23 protein-coding genes are annotated in these 24,260 nt (G+C 60.1%); 14 read left to right on the forward strand and 9 right to left on the reverse strand.

The window, feature by feature from the left end:
* The first annotated feature begins 474 nt into the window (after positions 1 to 474).
* A complete protein-coding gene (locus QD461_RS22280) occupies positions 475 to 681 on the forward strand; it encodes a hypothetical protein (RefSeq protein ID WP_184709501.1) in 207 nt (68 codons plus the stop codon).
* A 66-nt stretch (positions 682 to 747) separates the two neighbouring features.
* Here QD461_RS22280 and QD461_RS22285 read toward each other — a convergent pair whose 3' ends face one another.
* Both QD461_RS22285 and QD461_RS22290 read right to left on the reverse strand, forming a co-directional pair.
* Positions 748 to 2,100, reverse strand: coding sequence for an ATP-binding protein (locus QD461_RS22285; RefSeq protein WP_414089703.1), 1,353 nt, complete (start codon positions 2,098 to 2,100; stop codon positions 748 to 750).
* Positions 2,101 to 2,103: 3 nt separating this feature from the next.
* On the reverse strand, positions 2,104 to 2,823 hold the full coding sequence (locus QD461_RS22290) for a response regulator (RefSeq protein WP_184709505.1): 720 nt from the start codon (positions 2,821 to 2,823) through the stop codon (positions 2,104 to 2,106).
* A gap of 348 nt (positions 2,824 to 3,171) precedes the next feature.
* Here QD461_RS22290 and QD461_RS22295 point away from each other — a divergent pair, with 348 nt between their 5' ends.
* The 4 genes from QD461_RS22295 to QD461_RS22310 all read left to right on the forward strand — a co-directional run bounded on the left by QD461_RS22295 (position 3,172) and on the right by QD461_RS22310 (position 7,581).
* Positions 3,172 to 4,008 (forward strand): pseudouridine synthase, encoded by an 837-nt coding sequence (locus QD461_RS22295; RefSeq protein ID WP_414089704.1) that lies wholly within the window; start codon positions 3,172 to 3,174, stop codon positions 4,006 to 4,008.
* A complete protein-coding gene (locus tag QD461_RS22300; RefSeq protein ID WP_414089705.1) occupies positions 3,995 to 4,678 on the forward strand; it encodes a phosphoribosyltransferase in 684 nt (227 codons plus the stop codon). Before QD461_RS22295 ends, QD461_RS22300 begins: the two co-directional genes overlap by 14 nt.
* A 147-nt stretch (positions 4,679 to 4,825) precedes the next feature.
* The gene (locus tag QD461_RS22305; protein WP_414089794.1) at positions 4,826 to 5,770 is read left to right on the forward strand and encodes a phosphoribosylaminoimidazolesuccinocarboxamide synthase; all 945 of its coding nucleotides are present in this window, start codon (positions 4,826 to 4,828) and stop codon (positions 5,768 to 5,770) included.
* Between the two features lie 350 nt (positions 5,771 to 6,120).
* Positions 6,121 to 7,581: an efflux transporter outer membrane subunit gene (locus tag QD461_RS22310; protein WP_414089706.1), complete on the forward strand. Its 1,461-nt coding sequence runs from the start codon at positions 6,121 to 6,123 to the stop codon at positions 7,579 to 7,581.
* A gap of 62 nt (positions 7,582 to 7,643) precedes the next feature.
* Here the strand turns inward: QD461_RS22310 and QD461_RS22315 are convergent, their stop codons facing one another.
* Positions 7,644 to 7,895 carry a hypothetical protein gene (locus QD461_RS22315; protein ID WP_414089707.1) on the reverse strand — a complete coding sequence of 84 codons (252 nt, stop codon included), beginning with the start codon at positions 7,893 to 7,895 and terminating at the stop codon, positions 7,644 to 7,646.
* Between the two features lie 383 nt (positions 7,896 to 8,278).
* Here QD461_RS22315 and QD461_RS22320 point away from each other — a divergent pair, with 383 nt between their 5' ends.
* The gene (locus QD461_RS22320) at positions 8,279 to 9,154 is read left to right on the forward strand and encodes an SH3 domain-containing protein (RefSeq protein ID WP_414089708.1); all 876 of its coding nucleotides are present in this window, start codon (positions 8,279 to 8,281) and stop codon (positions 9,152 to 9,154) included.
* A 336-nt stretch (positions 9,155 to 9,490) separates the two neighbouring features.
* Here QD461_RS22320 and QD461_RS22325 read toward each other — a convergent pair whose 3' ends face one another.
* The 3 genes from QD461_RS22325 to QD461_RS22335 form a co-directional block, all read right to left on the reverse strand.
* A complete protein-coding gene (locus QD461_RS22325; protein WP_184709515.1) occupies positions 9,491 to 9,733 on the reverse strand; it encodes a DUF982 domain-containing protein in 243 nt (80 codons plus the stop codon).
* Positions 9,734 to 9,979: 246 nt separating this feature from the next.
* On the reverse strand, positions 9,980 to 10,102 hold the full coding sequence (locus QD461_RS22330; RefSeq protein WP_414089709.1) for a hypothetical protein: 123 nt from the start codon (positions 10,100 to 10,102) through the stop codon (positions 9,980 to 9,982).
* A 77-nt stretch (positions 10,103 to 10,179) separates the two neighbouring features.
* Entirely contained in the window at positions 10,180 to 10,368 is a 189-nt protein-coding gene (locus QD461_RS22335; RefSeq protein ID WP_414089710.1) for a hypothetical protein, read from the reverse strand.
* Positions 10,369 to 10,822: 454 nt separating this feature from the next.
* Here QD461_RS22335 and QD461_RS22340 point away from each other — a divergent pair, with 454 nt between their 5' ends.
* From QD461_RS22340 to dnaJ, 3 genes are all read left to right on the forward strand, one after another.
* A complete protein-coding gene (locus QD461_RS22340; protein WP_414089711.1) occupies positions 10,823 to 13,216 on the forward strand; it encodes a transglycosylase domain-containing protein in 2,394 nt (797 codons plus the stop codon).
* Positions 13,217 to 13,509: 293 nt separating this feature from the next.
* Positions 13,510 to 15,429, forward strand: coding sequence for a molecular chaperone DnaK (dnaK, locus tag QD461_RS22345; protein WP_414089712.1), 1,920 nt, complete (start codon positions 13,510 to 13,512; stop codon positions 15,427 to 15,429).
* Positions 15,430 to 15,610: 181 nt separating this feature from the next.
* On the forward strand, positions 15,611 to 16,756 hold the full coding sequence (gene dnaJ, locus QD461_RS22350; RefSeq protein WP_400677706.1) for a molecular chaperone DnaJ: 1,146 nt from the start codon (positions 15,611 to 15,613) through the stop codon (positions 16,754 to 16,756).
* Positions 16,757 to 16,844: 88 nt separating this feature from the next.
* Here dnaJ and QD461_RS22355 read toward each other — a convergent pair whose 3' ends face one another.
* Positions 16,845 to 17,648: an APH(3'') family aminoglycoside O-phosphotransferase gene (locus QD461_RS22355; protein ID WP_414089713.1), complete on the reverse strand. Its 804-nt coding sequence runs from the start codon at positions 17,646 to 17,648 to the stop codon at positions 16,845 to 16,847.
* Positions 17,649 to 17,827: 179 nt separating this feature from the next.
* Between QD461_RS22355 and recF the strand changes: the two genes are divergently transcribed.
* From recF to QD461_RS22370, 3 genes are read left to right on the forward strand one after another with little or no spacing between them, the layout of a single operon-like run.
* Complete coding sequence (gene recF / locus QD461_RS22360) at positions 17,828 to 18,955, forward strand: DNA replication/repair protein RecF (RefSeq protein WP_414089714.1); 1,128 nt, start codon at positions 17,828 to 17,830, stop codon at positions 18,953 to 18,955.
* Positions 18,956 to 18,991: 36 nt separating this feature from the next.
* Positions 18,992 to 19,762, forward strand: a complete 771-nt coding sequence (locus QD461_RS22365; RefSeq protein ID WP_414089715.1) for a molybdopterin-synthase adenylyltransferase MoeB — start codon at positions 18,992 to 18,994, stop codon at positions 19,760 to 19,762.
* 5 nt (positions 19,763 to 19,767) lie between these two features.
* Positions 19,768 to 20,238, forward strand: a complete 471-nt coding sequence (locus QD461_RS22370) for a GNAT family N-acetyltransferase (RefSeq protein WP_414089795.1) — start codon at positions 19,768 to 19,770, stop codon at positions 20,236 to 20,238.
* Positions 20,239 to 20,264: 26 nt separating this feature from the next.
* Here the strand turns inward: QD461_RS22370 and murA are convergent, their stop codons facing one another.
* The gene (gene murA, locus QD461_RS22375; protein WP_414089716.1) at positions 20,265 to 21,578 is read right to left on the reverse strand and encodes a UDP-N-acetylglucosamine 1-carboxyvinyltransferase; all 1,314 of its coding nucleotides are present in this window, start codon (positions 21,576 to 21,578) and stop codon (positions 20,265 to 20,267) included.
* A 142-nt stretch (positions 21,579 to 21,720) separates the two neighbouring features.
* A complete protein-coding gene (locus QD461_RS22380) occupies positions 21,721 to 22,722 on the reverse strand; it encodes a 2-hydroxyacid dehydrogenase (protein ID WP_414089717.1) in 1,002 nt (333 codons plus the stop codon).
* Between the two features lie 190 nt (positions 22,723 to 22,912).
* Here QD461_RS22380 and QD461_RS22385 point away from each other — a divergent pair, with 190 nt between their 5' ends.
* Entirely contained in the window at positions 22,913 to 23,452 is a 540-nt protein-coding gene (locus QD461_RS22385) for an SH3 domain-containing protein (RefSeq protein ID WP_414089718.1), read from the forward strand.
* A gap of 178 nt (positions 23,453 to 23,630) precedes the next feature.
* Positions 23,631 to 24,242, forward strand: a complete 612-nt coding sequence (locus QD461_RS22390) for a cadmium resistance transporter (RefSeq protein WP_414089719.1) — start codon at positions 23,631 to 23,633, stop codon at positions 24,240 to 24,242.
* Positions 24,243 to 24,260: the final 18 nt, after the last annotated feature.

Here is a 24,260-nt window from a genome sequence, read left to right on the forward strand (position 1 = left end):
ATCACGTCCCACAATCCCGAACCCGAAAGCCCAGAACCACCAATCAGCATCGCAGCCAATCCAGGAAACACTAGAGCGAAGATCGTCGTCGCCAGCAGCGCCGCCGCCCTCGTCAGTGATCGGGCTTATAGACCCTACCTCCCGATATAGTCAACACCACCATTGTAAAAATTCTGACATTTTTCTAAGGGACTGATTTTAATATGGAACTTTAGACCGCGGGGACGTTCTTGGAAATTTTGCCCACAAGCGCCTCCGAAAACATTGTCCAAATGGTCAAAATTTCGATTTGACCCGACGAGGTGCGTCATCCTTGGATTGGGCCCTACCCTTTAATACGATCCGACCGCCGCTTTCCGAAGCCCCACACCATATACTGACGATCAAAGGGCCGAGGCTGGCCATGGCTGCAAGCCTCAGAAAAACCGCCATTTTATCGGAAAACCTGCTAAAGTATGGGGAAGGGAGGAGACAATGCACATGACAAGACCAGAAAGCATCGTGGAAGTCAGCGTCGATAGCGCCAACGGACGTCGCGCGCTCGGTATTATGAGCATGCGCCAGGCATTGGACCTGCCCGATCTGACAAGGTTCACCTATACACATCCGGATCCGCAGAAGGCGGCCGAGGGCATTGTCCTCAGCAGGGAGGAACTCAGGGCGTTTCTGACCTGCCACTGAGCTTGCGGCACGATATCCGAGTCGACCGCACACGTTGGGCGGAGACATCGTGTGTTCGCGCGGCCGTCAGGCCGCTTTTCTCTGTACTGCAGCAAGCGGCAACAGAACGACGGCATTGAGGCCACCACCGTCGCGATCCTCAAGACAGAGCACGCCGCCGTGCGCGTCGAGAATTTGGCGGACGATTGCCAACCCCAGCCCACTGCCTCCGAGATCGCGATTGCGCGATTCTTCCAATCTGACGAACGGCTCAAGCACGTCCTTGCGGCGCTCCGCCGGAATGCCCGGCCCGCGATCACCAATGGTGATGACGCCCATTTTGCCCCGATGCTCGACATGAATATCTGCGCGGCCACCATAACGCAGCGCATTGTCAACGAGATTATCGAGCACCCGCACCAGCGCGGTCTCAGGCATGGTAACGGCCAATGGGTGTCCCAACGGCGCAAAAGCGACGAGGGCCGAGCCATCTTGACGCTCAGCGACATGGGAGCAGATGGCGGCATCGAGGTCGACGATGCAGCTGCCCTCCGACACGACGGTGCTGCGCGCAAACCCCAGCGCATCCTCGACGAGGCGCTGCATGGCCTCGACATCGGCAATCGCGCGGTCGCGATGCGGGGTATCCGGCATCATTTCGACGCGCAGGCGAAAGCGGGTGAGATAGGTGCGCAGATCATGCGATATCGCCCCGATGATCAGAGTGCGGTTGTTGAGCAGGGCGGCAATGCGCAACTGCATGGCATTGATGGCCTTGATCAGCATGCGGAGCTCGCAGGCGCCTCGCTCGGGAATGGAAACCGGCTGCAAACCATTGCCGATGGAATTGACGGTTCGGGACAGACGCGTCAGCGGCCGGGTCTCGCGGGCCACGGCGACGATCGCGATGACCGCGACCAGCATGCCTAGGACACCGGCGATAAGACCGACGGGCACGCCATGCAATCGCACTGTCGGCGTATCGGGAAGATTGAAGACCGCCACCTTGCCGTCGGCAACGCCGATCGAGACTTCGACGATCCGGTCAGACGCGCCCACGGAGAACCAGCCCTGCGGCTTTTCCGAAAGCGAACGGATGTTGAAGTAGCGGTTGCCAAAGGCAATGTTGGCAAATTCGCGCGCCAGCTTGTCGGTCAGAGTCAGATCGGATGCCGCCTCGTTTTCCACCTGGGCGGGCGCATCTGTCAGGCCGACGGCCAAGCCGTTGGCATTGAGGGCGCGAATCGCCAGCGGCTGCGCCTCTAGCGGAATGGCGTCGAGAAGGCGGATCGCGGACTTGACCTGCATGGTCGGCGAAATCTCGGGATTGAAAGAGGTATCCGGCTTCAGTTGCGCCGCGGCGAATGCGGCAAGCTGGATGACGAACAGCGCCACGGCGACAATCATGATGATGCGGGCAACGAGGCCGAGTTTCAGCATGGCTCATACATCCTTCACGTCCGTGGTGAGAAGATAGCCGGCATTGCGCACGGTGGTTATGATTTGGACGCCATCGGGCAGACAATGCCCTAGCTTGGTGCGAAGGCGCGAGACCGTCACGTCGATGGTGCGGTCGAAGGGATCGGCACCACGCCCGCGCGTCCAGTCGAGCAATTGGTCGCGCGACAGCACTCGGCGCGGCCTTTCGAGGAAGCAGACGAGCAGATCGAACTCTGCCGTCGTCAGATGCACGAGACGCTCGCCCTCGATCTCGATCACCCGGCCGTCGAGATCGACAGTCATGCCGGCGAACTGCTTGCGCCGAGCGGGGGCAGCACTTTCCTCCGAGCGCTCAGGGCCGGAGCGGCGCAGAATGGCGCGAACGCGCGCCAGAAGCTCACGCGGATTGAAGGGCTTTCCGAGATAATCGTCGGCGCCCATCTCGAGGCCGAGAATGCGGTCGATATCCTCGGTCTTCGCCGTCAGCATCAGGATCGGCACCTGACTGCGGGCGCGGATGCGCCGGCATGCCGACAACCCGTCTTCGCCGGGCAGCATCAGATCGAGAATGATGAGATCGGGAAATCCCTTGGCGAGGATGCGATCCATGGCGGCAGCGCTATCGGCTGCCTGCACGGTAAAACCTTCGCGGCTCAGGAACTCCTCCAGGAGCGCCCTAATCTCGCGGTCGTCTTCGACCAGAAGAAGCGATGCGGAAACCATGACCCTCCATGCGGGTTGGAAGGTGGTTTTGGCAACAGGGAAACCGCCGACGTTACAAACTGTAACAAATCTCCGCCGTTTTGAAAAATCCCAGCAAAAGAAGCCATGCAGTTTTCCAACCACGCCGATCCCTCCGGAGCGAACGGCGGCAGCCTTGACGCCGCCGACCCGACCCCATCGCCCGCTCCGGCCCAAGGCAGGGCTCGCATCCATGAAATGCGAGCCCTGCCGCCTTCTTCTCCTCATTCGCGACATTCCGATTTGCCTCCCGGCCATCCTCGTGCGAAAGGATTATGCTTCAGGGCCGGCGCGCCCAGCCACTCCAGCAACGAGCACGAGGCAAGACCGTTGAGCCAACGGCATTCACCGCAGCGATCCGGCAAGACGGCGAAGGGCAGGCAGGAGCCAGACGGCAAGCGCGTGACGTTGCCGCGGGCACTCTCTAAGCTTGGCTATTGTTCCCGCACGCAAGCCGAGGTGCTGATTTCGGCTGGCCGAGTGACTGTGGACGGACGCAAGGTCACGGAGCCCTCAACCTGGGTCGACCTGGAAAATGCGCAGTTTGCCGTCGACGGCGTTACGATATCCGCCGAGGAAAAACTCTATTTCATGCTGAACAAGCCGCGCGGGCTTGTGACCACACGCGACGACCCCGAGGGGCGGCCGACCGTCTATGATTGCCTGAAGGATATCGATGCGCGGCACCTTGCCCCAGTCGGGCGTCTCGACAAAGCGAGCGAGGGTTTGCTGCTCTTTACCAATGACACGGTGCTGGCACAGGCGCTGCTCGATCCGATCAGCCATGTCGGCAAGCTCTATCACGTCCAGGTCGACCGGATCATGGATGACGAGCAATTCGCGCGGATGGAGCGCGGCATCATCGACGACGGCGAGCTTCTGACCGCCAGCTCGGCTCGGCTGCTGCGCAGCGGAGATCGCAACAGCTGGATCGAGGTCGAACTCAAGGAAGGCCGCAATCGGCAGATCCGCCGGATGCTGGAAGCGCTCGGCATCGAATGCCTGCGGCTGGTGCGGGTCACTTTCGGCGAGATCGAGCTCGGCGATTTGCCGAAAGGTGCAGTCCGCGCGCTTACGGAGACCGAGATTCTTCGCTTGCGCCGGCGGGCGGATCTAAAGTCGAACGGACAAAATGGAGCGAAGACGAAACGCAATGCAGCCTCATGATTTCTGGCAGGAACTCCATCCGCCGCAGAGCTTTTCGGAAGGCCAGGAGTGCCGCGATTTCTATGTGGCCCAATTGCCGGACGGGCGGCAGCTTCGATTGCCGATCCGCGTTCTGGCCGATGGCGAGCACGCGCTGACCTCGCTGATCGTCAATCAGGCCAGTTTCATCGTGCAGGAGGCGCTTGCCGAGGCGCTGGCGGCACGGATTGCCGAATACGATATCGAGGTTGTCGCCGGACTGCCGACGCTCGGCCTGACGCTGGCAAGTGCTGTCGCGCGGGCGCTCGGCCACAAGCGCTACGTGCCGCTCGGCACCTCGCGCAAGTTCTGGTACCGCGACGAGTTGTCGGTCTCGCTCTCGTCGATCACCACCCCGAACCAGGAGAAGCGTCTCTATATTGATCCGCGCATGCTGCCGCTGCTCGAGGGCAAGCGGGTGGCGCTGATCGACGACGTCATCTCCAGCGGCGCCTCGATCGTCTCCGGCCTGGCGCTTGCCGCCTCATGCGGCATCGAGCCGGTAGTGATTGGCGCGGCCATGCTGCAATCCGAACGCTGGCGCGACCGTGTCGATGCGGACGGAAAGCAATGGAGCGAGCGGATCGTCGGGGTCTTCTCGACACCGATCCTGGAGAAGACGGCAAATGGCGGTTGGCGAATACCCGGCTAGCGCGCCTTCCGGGCAGATAAACGGGCCAACGGATGCGGGAAGACAATCTATATATATGTGAAAATCGTTCCGATTCCGCCGACAATGCGCTAAGGGTCCACTCAAGAAGCATCCGTTGGGCGGATGCACGAGCCTGTGGTGGACGCGTTGCGAATTCTTTCCGAAGCCCATTTCCCGGAACTGCCTAATTACTATCGCGGCAAGGTACGCGAAAATTACGACCTGCCGGATGGCAGCCGTATCATCATCAGCACCGATCGCCTCAGCGCCTTCGACCGCATCCTCACCTGCATTCCCTATAAGGGGCAGGTTCTGACGCAGACGGCTCGCTATTGGTTCGAGCAAACGCGCGACATCTGCCCAAACCACGTCATCGATTATCCGGATCCGAACGTCGTCGTCGGCAAGCGGCTGAATATCCTGCCGGTCGAAGTCGTCGTACGCGGTTATCTCGCCGGCACCACCGGCACCTCGATCCTGACACTCTATAAGAAGGGTCAGCGCGAGATGTACGGTATCACGCTGCCTGACGGCATGCGCGACAACCAGATCCTGCCCGCACCGATCATCACGCCGACGAGCAAGGAATTCGACGGTGGCCACGACGAGCCGCTGACGCCGACCCAGATCGTGGAAAATGGCCTGCTTACGCAGGACCAGTGGCAGACGCTTTCGGACTACGCCCTGGCGCTGTTCGCCCGCGGACAGGAGATCGCCCGCCAGCGCGGCCTGATCCTCGTCGACACCAAATATGAGTTCGGCACCGACGAAAACGGCCAGATCATTCTCGCCGACGAGATCCATACGCCCGACAGCAGCCGTTATTGGCTGGCCGGCAGCTACCAGGAGCGTTTCGAAAAGGGTGCGCGTCCGGAAAGCTTCGACAAGGATTTCGTAAGGGCCTGGGTGACCGAGCGCTGCGACCCCTACAAGGACGAAATTCCGGAAATACCGCTCGACCTCGTCGAACAGACGTCAAAAGTCTACATCCGCGCCTTTGAAGCGATCACCGGCACACCCTTTGTGGCGGACGATCGTGCCGCGAGCCCCCGCGATAGGGTTCGCGCAAGCCTGGCGCACTACTTCCCGTAAGGACAGTTCGAATGGTCACTCGGCGCAATCGATTCGTCGAGTGACGTTCCCCAAGTTGTGCCGCTTGACGTTTCATGGACATACCGCGCCCGAAAAGGGGCGCAAAAAGGGTATGTTTTTTGCAACACTTTAGATTTTTTTTACCGGCACCCTGATATTTCGCCCGATCCCACATATGTTCGGCGTCGAGAATTCGTAAAAGCCACTGTGCTATTGCAAAACTCATTGCTAGATTAACGACGACTGCTTCGGGTCATTTTTTGTACTGCGTAAGACTGGAGCGCCGAAACATATGGGTCAAGTTCGGCCCTTAAAACACTGATCAGTAAATTGAATTGTGGGACAATGTGATGGTTTCCATTCGTACTGCCGCCCCCGCCCTGCTGCTTATTCTGGCAGGTTGCGTCAGCGGCCCAGACCATAAGCCACCGGAAATGCCTCTACCGGCCAAGTTCTCGGAGGGCGGTACGAAGATGAACGGCGATGTCGCCAGTTCGCAATGGTGGACCGCTTTCGGTGACTCTAAGCTGAATGCGTTTGCAGCACAGGGACTTGCCCAGAACCTTACCATCCAGCAAACGCTGGAGCGCATCAACCAGGCGGAAGCTGCCGTCGTCACCGCAGGCGCAGGCGGCCTCCCAAGCCTCACGCTCAGCGGCGAGAACACGACCAGCGGCCAAAGGGGCACGCAGAATCTGCGCAGCATAATCGGAACGCGAAACGTAACGGGTGGTGGCGCCTCGGTTTCGTGGTTGCTCGACCTCTGGGGTCAATATCGCCGGGCACAGGAAGGCGCCAACGCCTCGCTCGACGCCGCCTATTCGAGTGTCGACGCTGCCCGCCTGACCTATCTTCAGGATCTGGCGACCAGCTACGTCAACGCCCGCTACTACCAGTCGCTGGTGGCGATCGCTCAGGAAAACCTGAAATCGCGGCGCGACACGCTTTCGCTGACCAAGTTCCAGCTTGAAGCCGGCGCCGCATCGCGCCTCGACGTCGTTCAGGCGGAAGGCCTCGTCAACTCGACGCTTTCGACCATTCCCGGCTACGAAATTAGCTATCGCCAGGCCGTACATCACATCGCAACCCTGTTGAATGTGCCGTCGGCAACGATCATCGCGCAGATGCAGGGTGGCGGCAAACAGCCGGTCTTCCGCGGCAGCGTCCGCAGCGGCGTTCCTGCCGATCTCATCCGCAACCGTCCGGACATCCGCATTGCGGAGCGCACCCTCGCAGCCTCGACGGCTCAGATTGGCGTGGCGGAAGCCAAGCTCTACCCGTCGATCACGCTCAGCGGTTCGATCTCGCCGAGCTATATCCGCAATAGCGGGTCTACAAGCGGTAACCTGACCAGCTGGTCCTTTGGTCCTACGCTGAACCTGCCGATCTTCGACGGCGGTGCATTGCGCGCCGGTGTCAAGAATGCGCAATCCTCGAGCCGCGAAAACTACCTCGCCTGGCAGCAGACTGTAAGAACTGCGATCCAGCAGGTTGAAGACGCGCTGTCGGCCGTAACCCGCGATGCGCAGACCGTTGCCGCCCTGCATGCTCAGGTCAAATCCTATCAGGAAGCCCTGCAGCTCTCGACGGCAAGCTATAAGGACGGTGCGTCCTCGCTGCTCGACGTTCTCGACGCACAGCGTAACGTGACCGCTGCCCAGCAGAGCTTGGCACAGGCCGTTCAATCGAGCGCCAACAACTACATCTCGCTGAACGTTGCCATCGGCGCCGGTTATGTGCCGGCCGGCAAAGCAAATGTTGCCCAGGCTCCGGCCAAGGTCGTCAAGGTTTCGGCCAAGAAGGTAAACTGACACGGACTATCCGTCTTATCGGACGAGGTTTCGGGACCGCCGCAGGAAACTGCGGCGGTTTTTTATTGCTTTCTGTCGGCGCGCAAATCGAAAATGGCGTGCCCCTGCTTTTTCGGGAACACGCCATCTGCAAAAAACAAAAAGGCCGGAGCGATCCGGCCTTTCGTCATCCGCTCTCTCAACAGTGCCAGTACATCCGTGGTCAAAGGGAAAGCGGAACTGCAGCCAGATTGATTGTTAGAGGTTAACGAAGCGTTACTTCTCCTCAACAATCCCAACGAATGAAACGGCTCGCTTTCAAGCGCGCCAGCCATTCATGGGCTGCATGACTGGACCCTATATCGGAGAGCAAGGTGGCGATTTCAAGGCCGGGCGATTATTTCTCTCTTGCTACAAGCAAGATGGCGACAACTGCGCCATCCTGATCGGCCAAATGGCGAGCGGGCCTCGCTGAAAATGCCTCAGCTTAGCCAAGTGCCAACCGCGATCATTCAAGCTGCATTCATGCGGATACACTTACAACACAGGTAAGGATTGAAGATGCGGCATGGTAACCTATCGAAATCCGTGCATGCACGGGCCATTGTCTTGCCGGAATTGGAAAGTCATAGCGAATGGCGCCGGGGTAGGCGCATCAAACACGGAACAGGCATCAAGCCGCATTTTCGCGATCGTGATGTGCGAAGGGAGAATATTCATGAGGTTCAAGGTTCTTGCCGCGAGCTTGCTGGCCGCTTTCATTGCGTTGCCAGCCGTCGCGGAAGCTGCGGAGGGCTTTGCCACCGCAAACGTCAACATGCGCTCAGGCCCTAGCACCGCCTATCCCGCCGTGACCATGATCCCGGTCGGCGTGTCGCTTCGGATCAACGGCTGCCTTAGCGAAACGCCCTGGTGCGACGTCTCCTTCTATGGCGGACGCGGCTGGGTTGCCGGCCGTTACATCCAGGCGACCTACCAGTCGCGTCGCATCTATGTCGATCGGCAATATTATCGTCCACTCGGCATCCCGACCGTGGTCTTCAATTTCGATGACTATTGGGGTCGCTACTATCGCGGCCGTGACTTCTACCGTGATCGCGATCGCTGGCGCCGCGGCCCCGGCTGGGCAGACCGCCGCCCGGACAACAACTGGGACCGCAATGCTCCAGGCTGGGATCGCGGCTCCAACTGGAATGATGATCAGGATGGCAACTGGGATCGTCGTCCTGACCGCAGTCGCGACTGGAATCGTGGCTCGGACTGGAATGACGGGCAGGATCGCAATTGGGATCGCCGCCGCGACCGCAATCGCGACTGGGACGGACAACGGGATGACAATCGCGACTGGGGCCGCCGCCAGCCAGACAACAATCAGGGCTGGGGTAACCGGCCGGATCGCCCGCGTGATCGCCCGGACAACCAGCCGCGCCCGCAACCGCAACAGCAGCCCCCGGTCGCGCAGCCTCAACCGCAGCCGCAGCCGCAGCCGCAGCCCAACCCAGGAACGCCCGCGCCATACAGATACAAGGACTGCCCGGCATCGCAACCGGATTGCAACCTCTCTCCCGTCTCTCCCAGAGGGTCAAACCGCTGACGACAACCTTCCACCAGAGCACTTCCGGAAAAGTACGTGGCGACTTTCCGTCAGGAATGCGTAGAGGATCGATAGAATAGAGCGTCTTCGCAGTTCGAAATAAAACGGCGGTGTTCTGGTTTTTAGAAAAACAAAGGCCGGCGGCTTTGAAAAGCCGCCGGCCTTTGTCATGAGAAGCATTCCATCCAAGGAGTGATGGCCTTCCGCACATGCTGCGGCGGCATGATATTGGGCGCTTCTACCGGGCAGTACGGTCCCGAGCTTATCAAGGTCTGCATCGCATCCATCGGCCCTCGATCGCCGACCGGTTAAGCAATCGGTCGGGAGCAAAGCGCCCTAGTGCATTTTGAGATGCGCTTCCCGCGTTGCCGAAATGAACATTTCCCGCGCTTCCTCGGCTGATTTGCGGCCATCGATTGCAGCACGGCACAGGCTTCTGGCCGCCACATACAGCGGGCCGCGGCGGTCTGGCCAAAGATTAGCCATGCAATTCAAGGCCTCGGATGGCCCAGTCACGATCTGGAAACTACCCTGAGCAAAGCCGATCTCGATTGGATTGCTCCATTTGATTTGCCGCATGAACACTCCTCCTCACAGGCTACCAAACCGTCTGGAACCGCCTTTCAAGACAGCCAGATGACGGTACTATAACCTCGATCAGACATTTCGAAAATACTGAAGATTCGCCGCACCACGCGAAGTATCGACGCAGACACCCGGAGTAATCGTATCCACCGTTGAGGCGCGCTACGCCGATTTCAACCTTCTGTTCTTGGCAGTCCGGCATGATCACAGGCCTCATTGCACCGTGCGGGCGGCTTAACTTTATCTGTCGCGCGCGATCCGCTTTGCTTCTTCCGGCGAGAAGCCTGCGCGACGGGCGAGCCGCTCCAGGCCGAGGATGCGGTCGATCCGGTCGACCAGCCATAATTCAAGACGTTTCCACATCGATATAGCCTCCGCCGCCGCGGCCTTTCTGCCAAGGCAGCGCCCGATGAACCTCGCACCAGGCCGCTTGTTCCGGTTCACCGGAACAGTGGTGGCCTCTGCGCGTTCGAGAGCAATTCCTGCTTCGTCGCGAAGTCGCCAAACAGCTTCTTCAGCCTGGCTTCCTCCTCCTTGGCAATCCGATGGCGTCGGGCAAAATCCTCGACACTCCAGACCTCCCGCAGCTTGCTCTCGTGAACTTCCTCTATCTTGATCAACGAACTCATGTGCTCGCCCCTCGGTTTTGTAGTCGGATAATGCCCAAGACGACGGAAAGTTCCTTGAGATGCATGACCGAGCCGAGCCGGAGTCGCTGTGATATTCACTGCGCAAATGTTCTTAATCCCTCCTTAAATCGCCGCATTTACAGTTCAGGCGGGACTTGATGTCTTCACGAGGGGTTCGTGAACAAATGGTGGGCAGCAGCCTTTCCCGAAATTCGGGATCCATTTTCAAGGTGACGTGCCGAGACAAAGTCGGTTGCATGCGCTAAAGCACGGTTACCACCACCGTGATTACCCTGACGGAAGACGTGAGAATACGGGAGCCCGATGATCTTGGGTCGGCAAGACTTAAGATCTGAATCCGCTCCAGAATCAAAGACATTGAGCATGATTTCGTCCGACAACCGCTGACATCTTTCGGCATCAGCTCCAGGCACCGAGGTACGACCGGCCCGCAATGGCAGATAAGAAAAAGTCACGCCAAAGGATAGAACCATCCTTTTCTAGCGGTCGGGAACGCATCGATGACGGATTCAGCGCCGGCGAACGTATCGTTGGCCCCAGGCGCGCGGCCAAGCGCTACGAAGAGCCGGAACCAGACGAAGACGAAGATGACGACGATGAATACGAGGACGAGCCGGTGGTTCAGAAGCCCCGCCGCGCCCGCAGTCGTCGCAAGCCAGCCCGGCGCCCGCCGCCTCGCGGCTTTTTTGGATTTATCCGGGCGACGATCTATTGGGGCCTCGTGCTTTGCCTTTGGGCCGGTATCGGCGTCGCTGGCCTTGTCGCCTATTATGGTTCGCGCATGCCGAGCGCTAGCACCTGGTCCATTCCCGAGCGGCCACCGAACGTCAAGATTACGGATCTTGGAGGCAACCTGATCGCCAATCGCGGCACGACCGGCGGCGAGGCCGTGACGCTCAGCGACATGTCGCCCTATATCCCGGAAGCCATCATCGCGATCGAGGACCGTCGTTTCTATTCGCATTTCGGCTTCGACCCGATCGGCCTCGGCCGCGCGGTGGTGACGAATGTCGTGACGGGACATGCCGTTCAGGGCGGTTCGACGTTGACGCAGCAGCTCGCCAAGAACCTGTTCCTGTCGCCGGACCGCACGCTGGAACGCAAGGTTCAGGAAGTGCTGCTGGCGCTGTGGCTCGAGCACAAGTACACCAAGGATCAGATCCTGACGATGTATCTGAACCGGGTCTATTTCGGCTCGAACGCCTATGGTGTCGAGGCGGCGTCGCGGCGCTACTTCAACAAGTCGGCCAAGGACGTCAATCTCGGCGAGGCCGCCATGCTGGCCGGTCTGGTCAAGGCGCCGTCAAGGCTGTCACCCGCCCGCGATCCTGCTGCTGCCGAGGCCCGCGCCCAGCTTGTGCTGCAGGCCATGCGCGACCAGGGCTTTATCAGCGAATCCGATATCAAGACTGCGATGGCGCAGCCTCCGACACGAACCACGAGCTATTGGAGCGGCGCGGAGAACTACGTCGCCGACATGGTCATGGATCAGCTGCCGAAGCTGATCGGCAGCCCCGTCAAGGAAGACCTGATCGTCGATACCACCCTCGACATGTCGCTGGAGGAGAAAGCCGAAAAGGCGCTGAGCGACGTGCTCGAAAAGGAAGGCAAGAAGCTGAATGCCTCTCAGGCATCGCTCGTCTCCATCGATGCCACAGGCGCCGTTCGCGCGCTCGTCGGCGGCCGCGACTATGCGCAGAGCCAGTTCAACCGTGCCGTCACCGCCAAGCGCCAGCCGGGCTCGGCCTTCAAGCCCTTCGTCTATACGGCAGCGCTGGAGGCGGGTCTGACGCCCAACTCGATCCGCAACGACCTGCCGGTCAAGATCGGCAACTGGGCTCCGGAGAATTACGAGCAGCGTTACAGCGGTCCAGTGACGCTCGCGACAGCCGTGGCGAAATCGCTAAACACCGTTGCTGCCCAGCTCATCGCCGAGGTCGGCCCCGAGCAGGTAATCAAGGTGGCGCACAGGCTCGGCATCGAATCCGACCTGCAGGCCAATGCCTCCATCGCACTCGGCACCTCCGAAGTCTCGCTGCTGGAGCTGACCTCCGCCTATGCTCCTTTCATGAACGGCGGCTTCAAGGTGGCACCGCATGTCATCACCAAGGTGACGACCGCCTCCGGCAAGGTGCTCTACCAGGCCAATTCCAATAATCCGGAGCGTGTGCTGAACCCGGATATCGTCACCAACATGAACGCCATGATGGCCGGCGTTATCGCCTCGGGAACTGGTAAGGCCGCGCGTATTCCCGGTTGGCAAGCTGCCGGCAAATCGGGCACGACGCAGTCTTTCCGCGACGCGCTGTTCGTCGGTTTCACCAGCCATTTGACAACCGGCGTCTGGTTCGGCAACGACGACGGCAAGTCGATGCGCAAGGTGACGGGCGGCGGGCTGCCGGCGAAAGCCTGGAAGGAATTCATGGTCGCGGCCCATAAGGGGATCACGCCTACGCCGATCTTCGGCGGCGGCCAGATCATCGACAACGGCTTGCCGGTGGCGCAGACAGGGCCGGACGGCGACCAGCCGACAAGCATCGGCAACATTATTTCCGGCGCGGACGATGGTGGGCAGCCGTCCTTGCAGCGGCGGCCAATGCAGCAACCGATCCAGCCGCAGATCGTCAACCAGACGGTTGGCAATGAGGACCCGCAGGACCTGCCTCCGGCGAACCTGTCCGACGATAACAATCCCTACAGTTCGAATCCCTACAATTCAGACCCTTATGACAGCGAGATCCCGCCCGCCGATGTCGGCGACAGCGGTCGGCCCAGAGCAGCACGGCCGCACCGCACCTCATTGCTCGACGTGATCCTTGGACGATAAAATCGCAATTTTCGACCTTGCCGCTTGCATGGCAGCGGCAAGGCTGCTCAAATGCGAGATTGCTTCAAATCCACCGGCTTACGGCGCAACTTTGGCTGGGCGGAATTTGAGCGAGAAACCATTCGTTTTGCTGGATTCCGGGTGATTTCCTGCCTTGCAGTCAGTAAAACCGCTACTTATATACGCGGCATCACCGCAGTCATGGCTGCGCAATCCTCAAGACCATCCCGTAAGGGGCTGTCAATGGAATGCCTGACAGGGGTTCCGACAGCTTGCTTCAAGGAGAGAATGACATGGCAAAAGTAATTGGTATCGACCTTGGAACAACAAATTCCTGCGTTGCCGTCATGGACGGTAAAGACGCAAAAGTGATCGAAAATGCCGAAGGCGCCCGGACGACCCCCTCCATGGTTGCCTTCACCGACGATGGCGAACGTCTCGTCGGCCAGCCGGCCAAGCGCCAGGCTGTCACGAACCCCACGAATACCCTCTTCGCTGTCAAGCGCCTCATCGGCCGTCGCTACGAAGATCCGACTGTCGAGAAGGACAAGCACCTTGTTCCCTTCAACATCGTTCGGGGCGACAATGGCGACGCCTGGGTCGAAGCCAACGGCAAGGGCTATTCGCCCGCACAGATTTCCGCAATGATCCTTCAGAAGATGAAGGAAACCGCCGAATCCTACCTCGGCGAAAAGGTCGACAAGGCCGTTATCACCGTTCCCGCATACTTCAACGACGCTCAGCGCCAGGCAACCAAGGATGCCGGCAAGATCGCCGGTCTTGAAGTGCTGCGCATCATCAACGAGCCGACGGCTGCCGCTCTTGCTTACGGCCTCGACAAGAAGGACGGCAAGACGATCGCCGTTTACGACCTTGGCGGCGGCACCTTTGATATCTCCATCCTGGAAATCGGCGACGGCGTCTTCGAAGTGAAGTCGACCAACGGCGACACCTTCCTCGGCGGTGAAGACTTCGACATGCGTCTCGTCGAATATCTCGTTGCCGAGTTCAAGAAGGACAACGGCATCGACCTCAAGGGCGACAAGCTTGCTCTGCAGCGCCTTAAGGAAGCTGCCGAAAAGGCCAAGATCGAACTTTCGTCCGCTCAGCAGACCGAAATCAACCTGCCCTTCATCACGGCAGACGCCACCGGCCCGAAGCACCTGACGCTGAAACTGACCCGCGCCAAGCTCGAAAGCCTGGTCGACGATCTCGTTCAGCGCACCATCGCTCCGTGCAAGGCAGCTCTCAAGGATGCGGGCGTTACGGCCGCTGAAATCGACGAAGTCGTTCTCGTCGGCGGCATGAGCCGCATGCCGAAGGTGCAGGAAGTCGTCAAGCAGCTGTTTGGCAAGGAGCCGCACAAGGGCGTCAACCCGGATGAAGTCGTCGCTCTCGGCGCCGCCATCCAGGCCGGCGTTCTGCAGGGCGACGTCAAGGACGTTCTGCTCCTCGACGTAACCCCGTTGTCTCTTGGCATCGAAACGCTCGGCGGCGTCTTTACCCGTCTGATCGAGCGCAATACGACGATCCCGACGAAGAAGTCGCAGACCTTCTCGACCGCTGACGACAACCAGTCGGCCGTGACCATCCGCGTTTCGCAGGGCGAGCGCGAAATGGCTGCCGACAACAAGCTGCTCGGCCAGTTCGATCTCGTTGGTCTGCCGCCGGCACCGCGCGGCGTGCCGCAGATCGAAGTCACCTTCGATATCGACGCCAACGGCATCGTTCAGGTTTCGGCCAAGGACAAGGGCACCGGCAAGGAACAGCAGATCCGCATCCAGGCTTCCGGCGGTCTTTCCGACGCCGACATCGAAAAGATGGTCAAGGACGCTGAAGCCCATGCTGCAGAAGACAAGAAGCGCCGCGAAGGCGTGGAAGCCAAGAACCAGGCTGAAAGCCTGATCCATTCCAGCGAGAAGTCGCTGAAGGATTACGGCGACAAGGTCACAGAAGCCGATCGCACCGCGATCTCCGACGCGATCGCAGCGCTGAAGACGGCAACCGAAGCTTCCGAGCCGGACGCAGAAGATATCAAGGCCAAGACCCAGACCCTCATGGAAGTTTCCATGAAGCTCGGCCAGGCGATATATGAGGCTCAGCAGGCCGAAGGCGGCGCTTCGGGCGATCACTCGGCAGCCGGCAAGGACGACGTCGTCGATGCCGACTACGAGGAAATCAAGGACGAAGGCGACCATAAGCGGTCTGCATAAGCGCGAACCGAAAGGTTCTCGAGGACTACTGCGCCGCGCGTCCTTTTGGACGCGCAAAGGCCGCGGTAGAACTTAAAGTGGCGCCTAAGCCTTTCCTTAAATTGAATCAATTTAAGGGGTTATGCGCATGATCCGGCTGCCTCATGGCAGCCGGAAATCCATTTCCAGGGTCGAATGCTGAATGGCAAAAGCGGATTTTTACGAGACATTGGGCGTCTCCAAGACGGCGGACGAGAAAGAGCTGAAAAGCGCCTTTCGCAAGCTCGCGATGCAATATCACCCGGACAAGAATCCGGACGACAGCAGCGCCGAGCGGAAGTTCAAAGAAATCAACGAAGCCTACGAAACGCTCAAGGATCCGCAGAAGCGCGCAGCCTATGACCGCTATGGCCACGCTGCTTTCGAGCATGGTGGCATGGGCGGTGGCGGCGGCTTCGGCGCCGGTTTCGGCGGCGGCGGCTTCTCGGATATTTTCGAAGATATTTTCGGCGAGATGATGGGTGGTGGCCGCTCGCGCGGACGCTCCTCCGGCGGTCGCGAGCGCGGCGCCGATCTTCGCTACAACATGGAAATCTCGCTCGAAGAGGCCTTCAGCGGCAAGACGGCGCAGATTCGCGTCCCGACTTCCATTACCTGCGACGTCTGTTCCGGTTCGGGCGCCAAGCCCGGCACCCAGCCGAAAACCTGCGGCACCTGCCAGGGCTCCGGCCGTGTGCGCGCCGCACAGGGCTTCTTCTCCGTCGAACGTACCTGCCCGACCTGCCATGGCCGCGGCCAGATCATTCCGGATCCCTGCAGCAAGTGTCATGGCCAGGGCCGCGTGACCGAGGAGCGTTCGCTCTCCGTCAACATCCCGGCCGGCATTGAAGACGGCACGCGCATCCGTCTGCAGGGCGAAGGCGAAGCCGGTCAACGCGGCGGACCTTCGGGCGACCTCTACATCTTCCTTTCCGTCAAGCCGCATGAGTTCTTCCAGCGCGATGGCGCCGATCTCTACTGCGCCGTGCCAATCTCGATGACGACGGCTGCACTTGGCGGCACCTTCGACGTGGCGACGCTCGACGGCACCAAGTCTCGCGTCACCGTTCCCGAGGGAACGCAGGTCGGCAAGCAATTCCGCCTGAAGGCCAAGGGCATGCCGGTGCTCCGCTCCAGCCAGGTCGGCGATCTCTATATCCAGATCCAGATCGAGACACCGCAGAAGCTCACCAAGCGGCAACGCGAGTTGCTGCAGGAATTCGAGCAGATCTCTTCGAAGGACAACAATCCCGAATCAACGGGCTTCTTCGCCCGCATGAAGGATTTCTTCGACACCTTCAGCGACTGATCGCGAAGCAAAGTGTTTCACATGAATCCGACCGATGATTCGGTCGGATTTTTTGTTTGGGCGGGCGAATCATATTCGGTACCGCGAATCAGCCCCAGGTGAGCGGATCGAGCCTAAGATAGAAGGCGAGGCGCTCGCGATCCGGTTCCACGATTTCCAGTGTTTCGAACAGGATCGTGAAGGCCCGATCGGCCTGCTGCTGCTTTGCCCAACTTTCCCCAGCATTGGCAACCATCAGCGCAAGATCGACATAGCGGTCCGCTTTTCCAACACGCCCGAGATCGATCAGGCCGGTGCATTGCAGGCTATGCGGATCGACCATGAAATTGGGCATACAGGCGTCGCCGTGACAGAGAACCTTGTCGACAGCCTCCTGAGCAAGCCGAACAGGTAAATCGCGCCCGACACGATCAAGCAATTCAACGGCTGGCTTGCCCTGGTCTTCCGGCGGCAGGAAATCCAGGTTCACCGCGTGTCTTGCGACCACATCTCCCGCCCGTGCGAACGTGATCGACAAGCTGCGATCGAAAGCGCAGTCGTCTACGGGCAGGTCATGAAGAGACCGGAGTTGCCGCGCCATCGAAGCCCAGGCTTTCAACAAGGCATCGCCATCCAATTCGACCGCGGGCACGCCGGGGATTGCCGTCATGATCAGACACGCACCATTTTCAGGCTCCCGCCAATCGATGACCTCGGGAACGGCGATCCCCCTGCCCTGAAGCCAAAGCAGCCGATCGCGTTCGCCGGCAAGATCAGCCAGGTGTGCCGGCAACGCGATTTTCGCATAGGCGCGGCCATCCCCACGCCGATAGACGAGATCACCCGATTCGCCTTGCTTCACGCGCGTCCAGTCGGCGCGCGTATGCGCGAGCAGCGCTTTTGCAGAGTCCATTTGAGCCCCCATTCACCGTGTCTCCAGGCAAGGCCATATAGGGAGCGCCCCATCCTGGCACCAGAGGTTGAGCCAAGTGCGGTCTTCTCGCTGATCGGCGACCAAGAACGCGGCAAAAACCTTGCACTTGAGCGGGGTTCGGCATACGCCTCGGCCATCGACACGAATCTCAAAGACCAATGCCGGACAAGGTTTTCATCTCGCGCCTGAAGCTCACGGACTTCCGCAATTATGCGGCGGGGGCGCTGACGCTTGACGAGCGGCATGTGGTGCTGACCGGCGACAATGGCGCCGGCAAGACGAATCTGATGGAGGCGGTTTCGCTGCTGTCGCCCGGCCGCGGCCTGCGCCGGGCCGCATATACCGACGTTACCCGCGTCCATGCTCCGGGTGGATTTTCGATCTTTGCCGAGCTGGACGGCATGGATGGCGTCGTCGAGATAGGCACTGGCATCGACACTACGGACGAATCAACCGCCCGCAAACTGCGAATCAACGGAACGCCAGCGAAGACCGTCGACGAGCTGACCGATCATTTGCGTGTCCTCTGGCTGACGCCGGCCATGGACGGACTTTTTACCGGCGGCTCTTCGGAGCGACGCCGCTTTCTCGACCGGCTGGTGCTGTCGCTCGATCCCGCCCATGGCCGTCGCGCCAGCGATTTCGAGCGCGCCATGCGCAGCCGCAACAAGCTGCTTTCGGAAGGTCGATTCGATCCCTCCTGGCTTGCCGGCATTGAGGAGCAGATGGCGAGCCTTGGCATTGCCATGGCAATCGCGCGGCAGGAAATGCTCGGGCTCCTGGCGCGGCTGATCGCCGAAACTCGCGAGGCGACACCTTTCCCTTCGGCAGCGCTTGACCTGTCAGGCTTTCTCGACGGCCAGTTCGACCGCCCGGCCGTCGATCTGGAAGATCAATATGCCACGATGCTGCGCGACGGACGCTACCGCGATGCCGCGGCCGGCCGCACGCTGGATGGGCCGCACAGGGTCGATCTCCTGGTGCGCCACCGCGAAAAGGACATGGAGGCGGAGCGCTGCTCCACCGGCGAACAAAAGGCCCTTCTCGTCGGTCTTATCCTTGCCCATGCACGGCTCGTCGGGAATCTCACGGGATATGCGCCGATCCTGCTGCTCGATGAAATCGCCGCCCATCTAGACGAGGGCCGGCGCGCCGCACTTTTCGACCTCATCGACGGGCTCGGCGGGCAGGCCTTCATGACCGGTACGGACAAATCCATGTTTTCGGCGCTTGGCGAGCGGGCGCAATTCTTTACCGTTTCGCATGGCGGCATTTCAAAATCCTAGCATCTCAAACTCGCTGATCATGATAGGATCGCTTCCATGGATCCTTTGACACCAGACGAAATCGCCCGTTACCAGCGCCACATCCTGCTGCCCGAAGTCGGTGGGGCCGGCCAACAAAAGCTGAAGGCTACGCGCGTGCTGGTCATCGGCGCAGGCGGCCTCGGTGCCCCGGTGTTGCAATATCTCGCGGCAGCCGGGGTCGGTACGCTCGGCATTACCGACGACGACCGGGTTTCGCTGTCCAACCTGCAGCGGCAGGTGATCCACGATACGGGCACGATCGGCGAATTGAAGACGCAAAGTGCAGCCGACGCCATCGCCAGGCTCAACCCTCATGTACGTATCATCCGCTTCGAAGAGCGCTTTTCGCTCGATACGGCTTCCAGGCACCTTGCCGGTTTCGATCTCGTTATCGACGGCTCGGATAATTTCGATACGCGTTATGCCGCCGCCGATGCGACCGAGGCTGCGCGTGTGCCGCTGGTGACCGGCGCTGTCGGCCGATTCGATGGATCCGTGACGACGCTGAAACCCTATGAAAGCGATGCCGATGGCGCAGCCAATCCGCGCTATCGCGATCTTTTCCCAGCCCCTCCCCCACAGGGGCTCATTCCCAGCTGCGCCGAAGCGGGCATCATCGGTGCCTTGACCGGCGTCATCGGCACGCTGATGGCGATGGAGGCAATCAAGCTTATCACTGGGATCGGCGAACCGCTGATTGGCCGCCTGCTGCTCTATGATGCGCTCGCCGCGCGATTCGAAACCGTTCGCTATCGGCGCAAGCGCGCAAAGGTGGCGGCCGAGTGAGCGATCTGTTAATTCAGCGTCTGGATAACAGCTTTCATCGCTGGAGTGAATTGCTCGATCTCATCCTCACCTCTTTCGCCTATATGGACGGACGGATCGACCCGCCCTCCTCGGCGCTTTCACTGACGCAGCAGTCTCTCAAGGAGAAAGCGCGCCACGAGCTCGGTTACATTGCCGTTGACGGCGACAAGATAGCCGGCTGTGTATTTTGCCGCGCAGAGCCCGACACACTCTATATCGGCAAGCTTGCCGTGCTGCCGGGCGCACAGGGCGAGGGCGTCGGCAAACGCCTGCTGGCGATGGCCGAGGCGGCTGCGAACAATCTTGGCCTCACTACCCTGCGGCTCGAAACGCGCATCGAATTAACCGAGAATCACACGACTTTCGCAGGCTGGGGATTTGTGAAGACGGCCGAAAGCCGCCACCCTGGCTTTGATCGGACGACATCGATCGAGATGCGAAAGACTATCGCCTGACGCATTTTCAGCGATAAGCAGAGCGGTTAAGCTTCGCGCGGCGGGATGCGGGTGATCCGAGCACCCATGGCATTCAGCCGTTCCTCGATGCGCTCGTAACCGCGCTCGATCTGCTGGGCATTGTTGATGACGCTCGTGCCTTCGGCGCACATCGCCGCGATCAACATAGCCATGCCGGCACGGATGTCGGGGCTTTCGAGCTGGGCCGCCTTCAGCTTGGAAGGGCCGGCGACAATGGCGCGATGCGGATCGCAGAGCACGATACGTGCGCCCATAGCAATCAGTTTGTCGACGAAGAACATGCGGCTTTCGAACATTTTTTCGAACATCAACACGACGCCATCGCATTGCGAGGCCGTGACGATGGCGATCGACATGGTGTCGGCCGGAAAGGCCGGCCAGGGCTGGTCCTCAATCTTTGGAATATGGCCGCCGAAATCGGGCTGGATCTTCATCTCCTGCCCCGAGCGGATGATGAGATCATCGCCGTCGATCTGGCAGCGGATGCCGAGGCGCTCGAAGGTCATCAGGGTGGAGCGCAGATGCTCGACGCCGGCGCGGCGAATGGTGATTGCCGAGCCGGTGACGGCGGCAAGGCCGATCAGCGAGCCAACCTCGTTGTGGTCGGGGCCGATTCGGTGGGATGCACCGCCGAGCCGCTGGCAGCCGTGGATGGTCATCATGTTGGTGCCGACACCCTCGATGCGCGCGCCCATGCCAATCAGGAACCGCGCGAGATCCTGGACATGCGGCTCGGAGGCGCAATTGCGAAGGATCGTCGTCCCCTCAGCGAAAACAGCGGCGCAAAGCGCGTTTTCCGTTGCAGTCACGGATGGCTCATCGAGGAAGACATCGGCACCGCGCAGCCCTTCCGTGCGGAAGCTGTAGACGCTGTTGACCTCGATCTTGGCGCCGAGCTGCTCCAGTGCGAGGAAATGCGTGTCGACACGCCGGCGTCCGATGACATCGCCGCCGGGTGGCGGCAGCGTGATCTCGCCGCAGCGCGCCAGCATGGGGCCGGCGAGCAGGATGGAAGCGCGGATGCGCGCACAGAGATCGGGATCGAGATTGGCGGGGCGAAGCTCTCGCGCTTCGATTTCAAGCTCGTTGCGGCCGAGCCAGCGTACCCTGGCGCCGACCGACTGGATCAACTCCACCAAGGCCTCGACATCACGGATACGCGGCACGTTGCTAAGCTCGACGCGTTGATCGGTCAAAAGCGAAGCGGCGATGATAGGCAATGCGGCATTCTTGTTACCGCTCGGTTCGATCTCGCCCGACAGCTTGAAGCCGCCCTCGACCACATACTGAATCCGCTCATGCGGCAGCGCACGCGCCATCGTTTCCGTCCTTCTTGATTGATGTTTGCCGCCACCTCTGGGCCGGCTTTGTGACATGCACATGACCAGAGGGAGAGAAGGAAGATCTATTTTGAAGCGCGTATTCCTGCCTCATTTCGGCCGAGGAATCAGAACGCCTTCGTTACCGAAACGGCAGCACGCGATTCGGTGGGCGATGGCCATCGATGAAGGTGCGGATATTGATGATGACCTTGTCGCCCATGTCGATACGGCCTTCGAGCGTGGCCGAACTCATATGCGGAAGAATCACCACCTTGCCCTCATTGGCAAGCTTCACCAGCTTCGGATTGACGGCCGGTTCGTTTTCGAACACGTCGAGGCCTGCGCCGGCGATCTTGCCTTCGCGCAGGATCTTGATCAATGCAGCTTCGTCGATGACATCGCCGCGTGCGGTATTGACGATGTAGCTCGTTGGCTGCAGCAGCGCCAGGCGGCGAGCCGAGATCAGGTGATAGGTAGCCGGTGTCGAGGGGCAATTAACGGAGACGATATCGACCCGCGCCAGCATCTGGTCGAGGCTGTCCCAATAGGTTGCTTCAAGCTCGTCCTCGGTCGCCGGATTGACGCGCTTGCGATTGTGATAGTGGATGGAAAGACCGAATGCCTTGGCACGGCGAGCAACGGCCGTGCCTATGCGCCCCATGCCGACGATACCGATGCGCTTGCCGTGAATGCGTCGGCCAAGCATCCAGGTTGGCGACCATCCGGCCCATTCCCCCGGGTGGTCGGTCAGCACGCGCGCACCTTCCGCCAGCCGCCGCGGCACGGCAAGGATAAGCGCCATGGTCATATCGGCTGTATCCTCGGTCAAAACATTGGGCGTGTTGGTGACGGTGATGCCGCGCCGCGCCGCGGCTTCGACATCGATGTGATCCGTGCCGTTGGAGAAACTGGCGATCAGCCTCATCTGCGGACCGGCTTCGGCGATCACCTCGGCATCGATGCGATCGGTAACGGTGGGCACCAGCACATCGATCATGCGGACAGCCTGGATCAATTCATCCTTGGTGCGCGGACGATCGTCGATGTTGAGTTCGGCATCGAAAAGCTCACGCATTCGCGTTTCCACTGCATCCGGCAGTTTGCGCGTGACGTAGACCTTCGGTTTTTTCTTCGTCGTCATGGCGAGCGGTGATGCCTTGTTCAGATGTTCTTAACCAAGAAGCAGGATAATTTTCCCGTTCCGGGCATTTCTACCAGACCCGTAGGCGAAGACAAACAAAACTCGCTGACGCGATCCGAGGATTTGCCGCTGGCCGGAGCGAAGAGGCGACGAAACAACGCCTTCGTCATGACGAACGAACGGAAATCCAATGCGTGGCAAAGTATTGAAGTCCTGCGCTATTTTTACAATAGGCCTGATGATGGCCTTTGCAACCACCGACCTTGCAGCCGCCCAGGCTGCCAAGGGACCGAGCGGATTGCCGTTGCCGCGCTTCGTCACGCTGAAATCCAAACGGGTCAATCTGCGCATTGGACCGAGCTCCGATTACGCCGTGTCATGGCTCTATCTCAAGCAGGGATTGCCGGTCGAAATCATCCAGGAATACGATAACTGGCGGCGCGTCCGCGACGCTGACGGCACCGAGGGTTGGGTCAACCAATCGCTGCTGTCCGGCCAACGCTCGGCCATCGCCGCGCCGTGGATGAAGGGTAAGGGCAAGGCTGTTTTCGTCAATATGCGCCGCGAAGCCCAGCCATCCGGCACGGTCATCGCCAAGCTTCAGCCAGGTGTGATGATGAGTGTCCGCGAATGCACAGGCAACTGGTGTCTCGTCACTGCCGATAGCACCGAGGGCTGGGTGGCTCAGTCCGAGATATGGGGTGCCTATCCCGGCGAAGCCTTCAAGTAAACGTTCCCTAGAGCATTTCCACCTAAAACGGAGTCGCAGAAATGCTCTATCTCCTTGTTTTCACGCAAAACCGCTGCGCACTTTTACTGGAATTGCTCTAGACATCCCGCGATGAAAGCAGGCGCGCGACTTTTCCGGCGCGATGATATATCCCCGCATCGGAAAAGGAGACCGTGTTTTGGACCATCTACTAGGCGCTCTGGGCGTTGCGATCGTCGTATTCGCATCGACAGATGTAGACGACCTCTTCGTTCTCCTTGGCTTTTTCGCCGATCCGAAATTCCGGGTAAGGCAGATCGTCATCGGCCAATATCTGGGAATTGCCGCGCTCTTTGGCTTCAGCGTACTCGCCTCGCTGCTGGTGTTCGTCATTCCCGCGGCCTATATCGGCCTTCTCGGCCTCGCGCCGATCTATTTCGGCCTGAAAAGGCTATGGGAAATCTGGAACGGCATCGACACCGACGACAATCCCGAAGACCATGAAAAGGCATCTGCGGGGCACGGCAATATCGTGGCTGTTGCCCTGGTAACGATCGCCAATGGCGGCGACAATATCAGCGTCTATACGCCGCTCTTCGCCACACGCTCCGCCTATGAGATTCTCGCCTTCGGCTGCGTCTTCGCGGCTCTGACGGCCGTCTGGCTCGGCGTGGCCCATGCTCTTGTCAATCATCCGAAACTTGGCGCGCCGATCAGGCGGCACGGCTACAGGGTGGTGCCGTTCGTGCTGATCGCGATCGGCGTCCTCATCCTTTACGAAGCCGGGACCGTTGAGTTTTTCTGGCGCTAGCGCCGGCAAGTAGTGCTT

Origin of the sequence: Rhizobium sp. BR 314 (assembly GCF_047445805.1) — a bacterium.
GTDB lineage: Bacteria > Pseudomonadota > Alphaproteobacteria > Rhizobiales > Rhizobiaceae > Rhizobium > Rhizobium lusitanum_B.

Coding starts and splice junctions, on each gene's coding strand:
- QD461_RS22280 (WP_184709501.1), top strand. CDS start 475: ATGCACATGACAAGACCAGAAAGCATCGTGGAAGTCAGCGTCGATAGC.
- QD461_RS22285 (WP_414089703.1), bottom strand. CDS start 2,100: ATGCTGAAACTCGGCCTCGTTGCCCGCATCATCATGATTGTCGCCGTG.
- QD461_RS22290 (WP_184709505.1), bottom strand. CDS start 2,823: ATGGTTTCCGCATCGCTTCTTCTGGTCGAAGACGACCGCGAGATTAGG.
- QD461_RS22300 (WP_414089705.1), top strand. CDS start 3,995: ATGCAGCCTCATGATTTCTGGCAGGAACTCCATCCGCCGCAGAGCTTT.
- QD461_RS22310 (WP_414089706.1), top strand. CDS start 6,121: ATGGTTTCCATTCGTACTGCCGCCCCCGCCCTGCTGCTTATTCTGGCA.
- QD461_RS22315 (WP_414089707.1), bottom strand. CDS start 7,895: ATGGCTGGCGCGCTTGAAAGCGAGCCGTTTCATTCGTTGGGATTGTTG.
- QD461_RS22320 (WP_414089708.1), top strand. CDS start 8,279: ATGAGGTTCAAGGTTCTTGCCGCGAGCTTGCTGGCCGCTTTCATTGCG.
- QD461_RS22325 (WP_184709515.1), bottom strand. CDS start 9,733: ATGCGGCAAATCAAATGGAGCAATCCAATCGAGATCGGCTTTGCTCAG.
- QD461_RS22330 (WP_414089709.1), bottom strand. CDS start 10,102: ATGTGGAAACGTCTTGAATTATGGCTGGTCGACCGGATCGACCGCATC.
- QD461_RS22335 (WP_414089710.1), bottom strand. CDS start 10,368: ATGAGTTCGTTGATCAAGATAGAGGAAGTTCACGAGAGCAAGCTGCGG.
- QD461_RS22340 (WP_414089711.1), top strand. CDS start 10,823: ATGGCAGATAAGAAAAAGTCACGCCAAAGGATAGAACCATCCTTTTCT.
- dnaK (WP_414089712.1), top strand. CDS start 13,510: ATGGCAAAAGTAATTGGTATCGACCTTGGAACAACAAATTCCTGCGTT.
- dnaJ (WP_400677706.1), top strand. CDS start 15,611: ATGGCAAAAGCGGATTTTTACGAGACATTGGGCGTCTCCAAGACGGCG.
- QD461_RS22355 (WP_414089713.1), bottom strand. CDS start 17,648: ATGGACTCTGCAAAAGCGCTGCTCGCGCATACGCGCGCCGACTGGACG.
- recF (WP_414089714.1), top strand. CDS start 17,828: ATGCCGGACAAGGTTTTCATCTCGCGCCTGAAGCTCACGGACTTCCGC.
- QD461_RS22365 (WP_414089715.1), top strand. CDS start 18,992: ATGGATCCTTTGACACCAGACGAAATCGCCCGTTACCAGCGCCACATC.
- murA (WP_414089716.1), bottom strand. CDS start 21,578: ATGGCGCGTGCGCTGCCGCATGAGCGGATTCAGTATGTGGTCGAGGGC.
- QD461_RS22380 (WP_414089717.1), bottom strand. CDS start 22,722: ATGACGACGAAGAAAAAACCGAAGGTCTACGTCACGCGCAAACTGCCG.
- QD461_RS22385 (WP_414089718.1), top strand. CDS start 22,913: ATGCGTGGCAAAGTATTGAAGTCCTGCGCTATTTTTACAATAGGCCTG.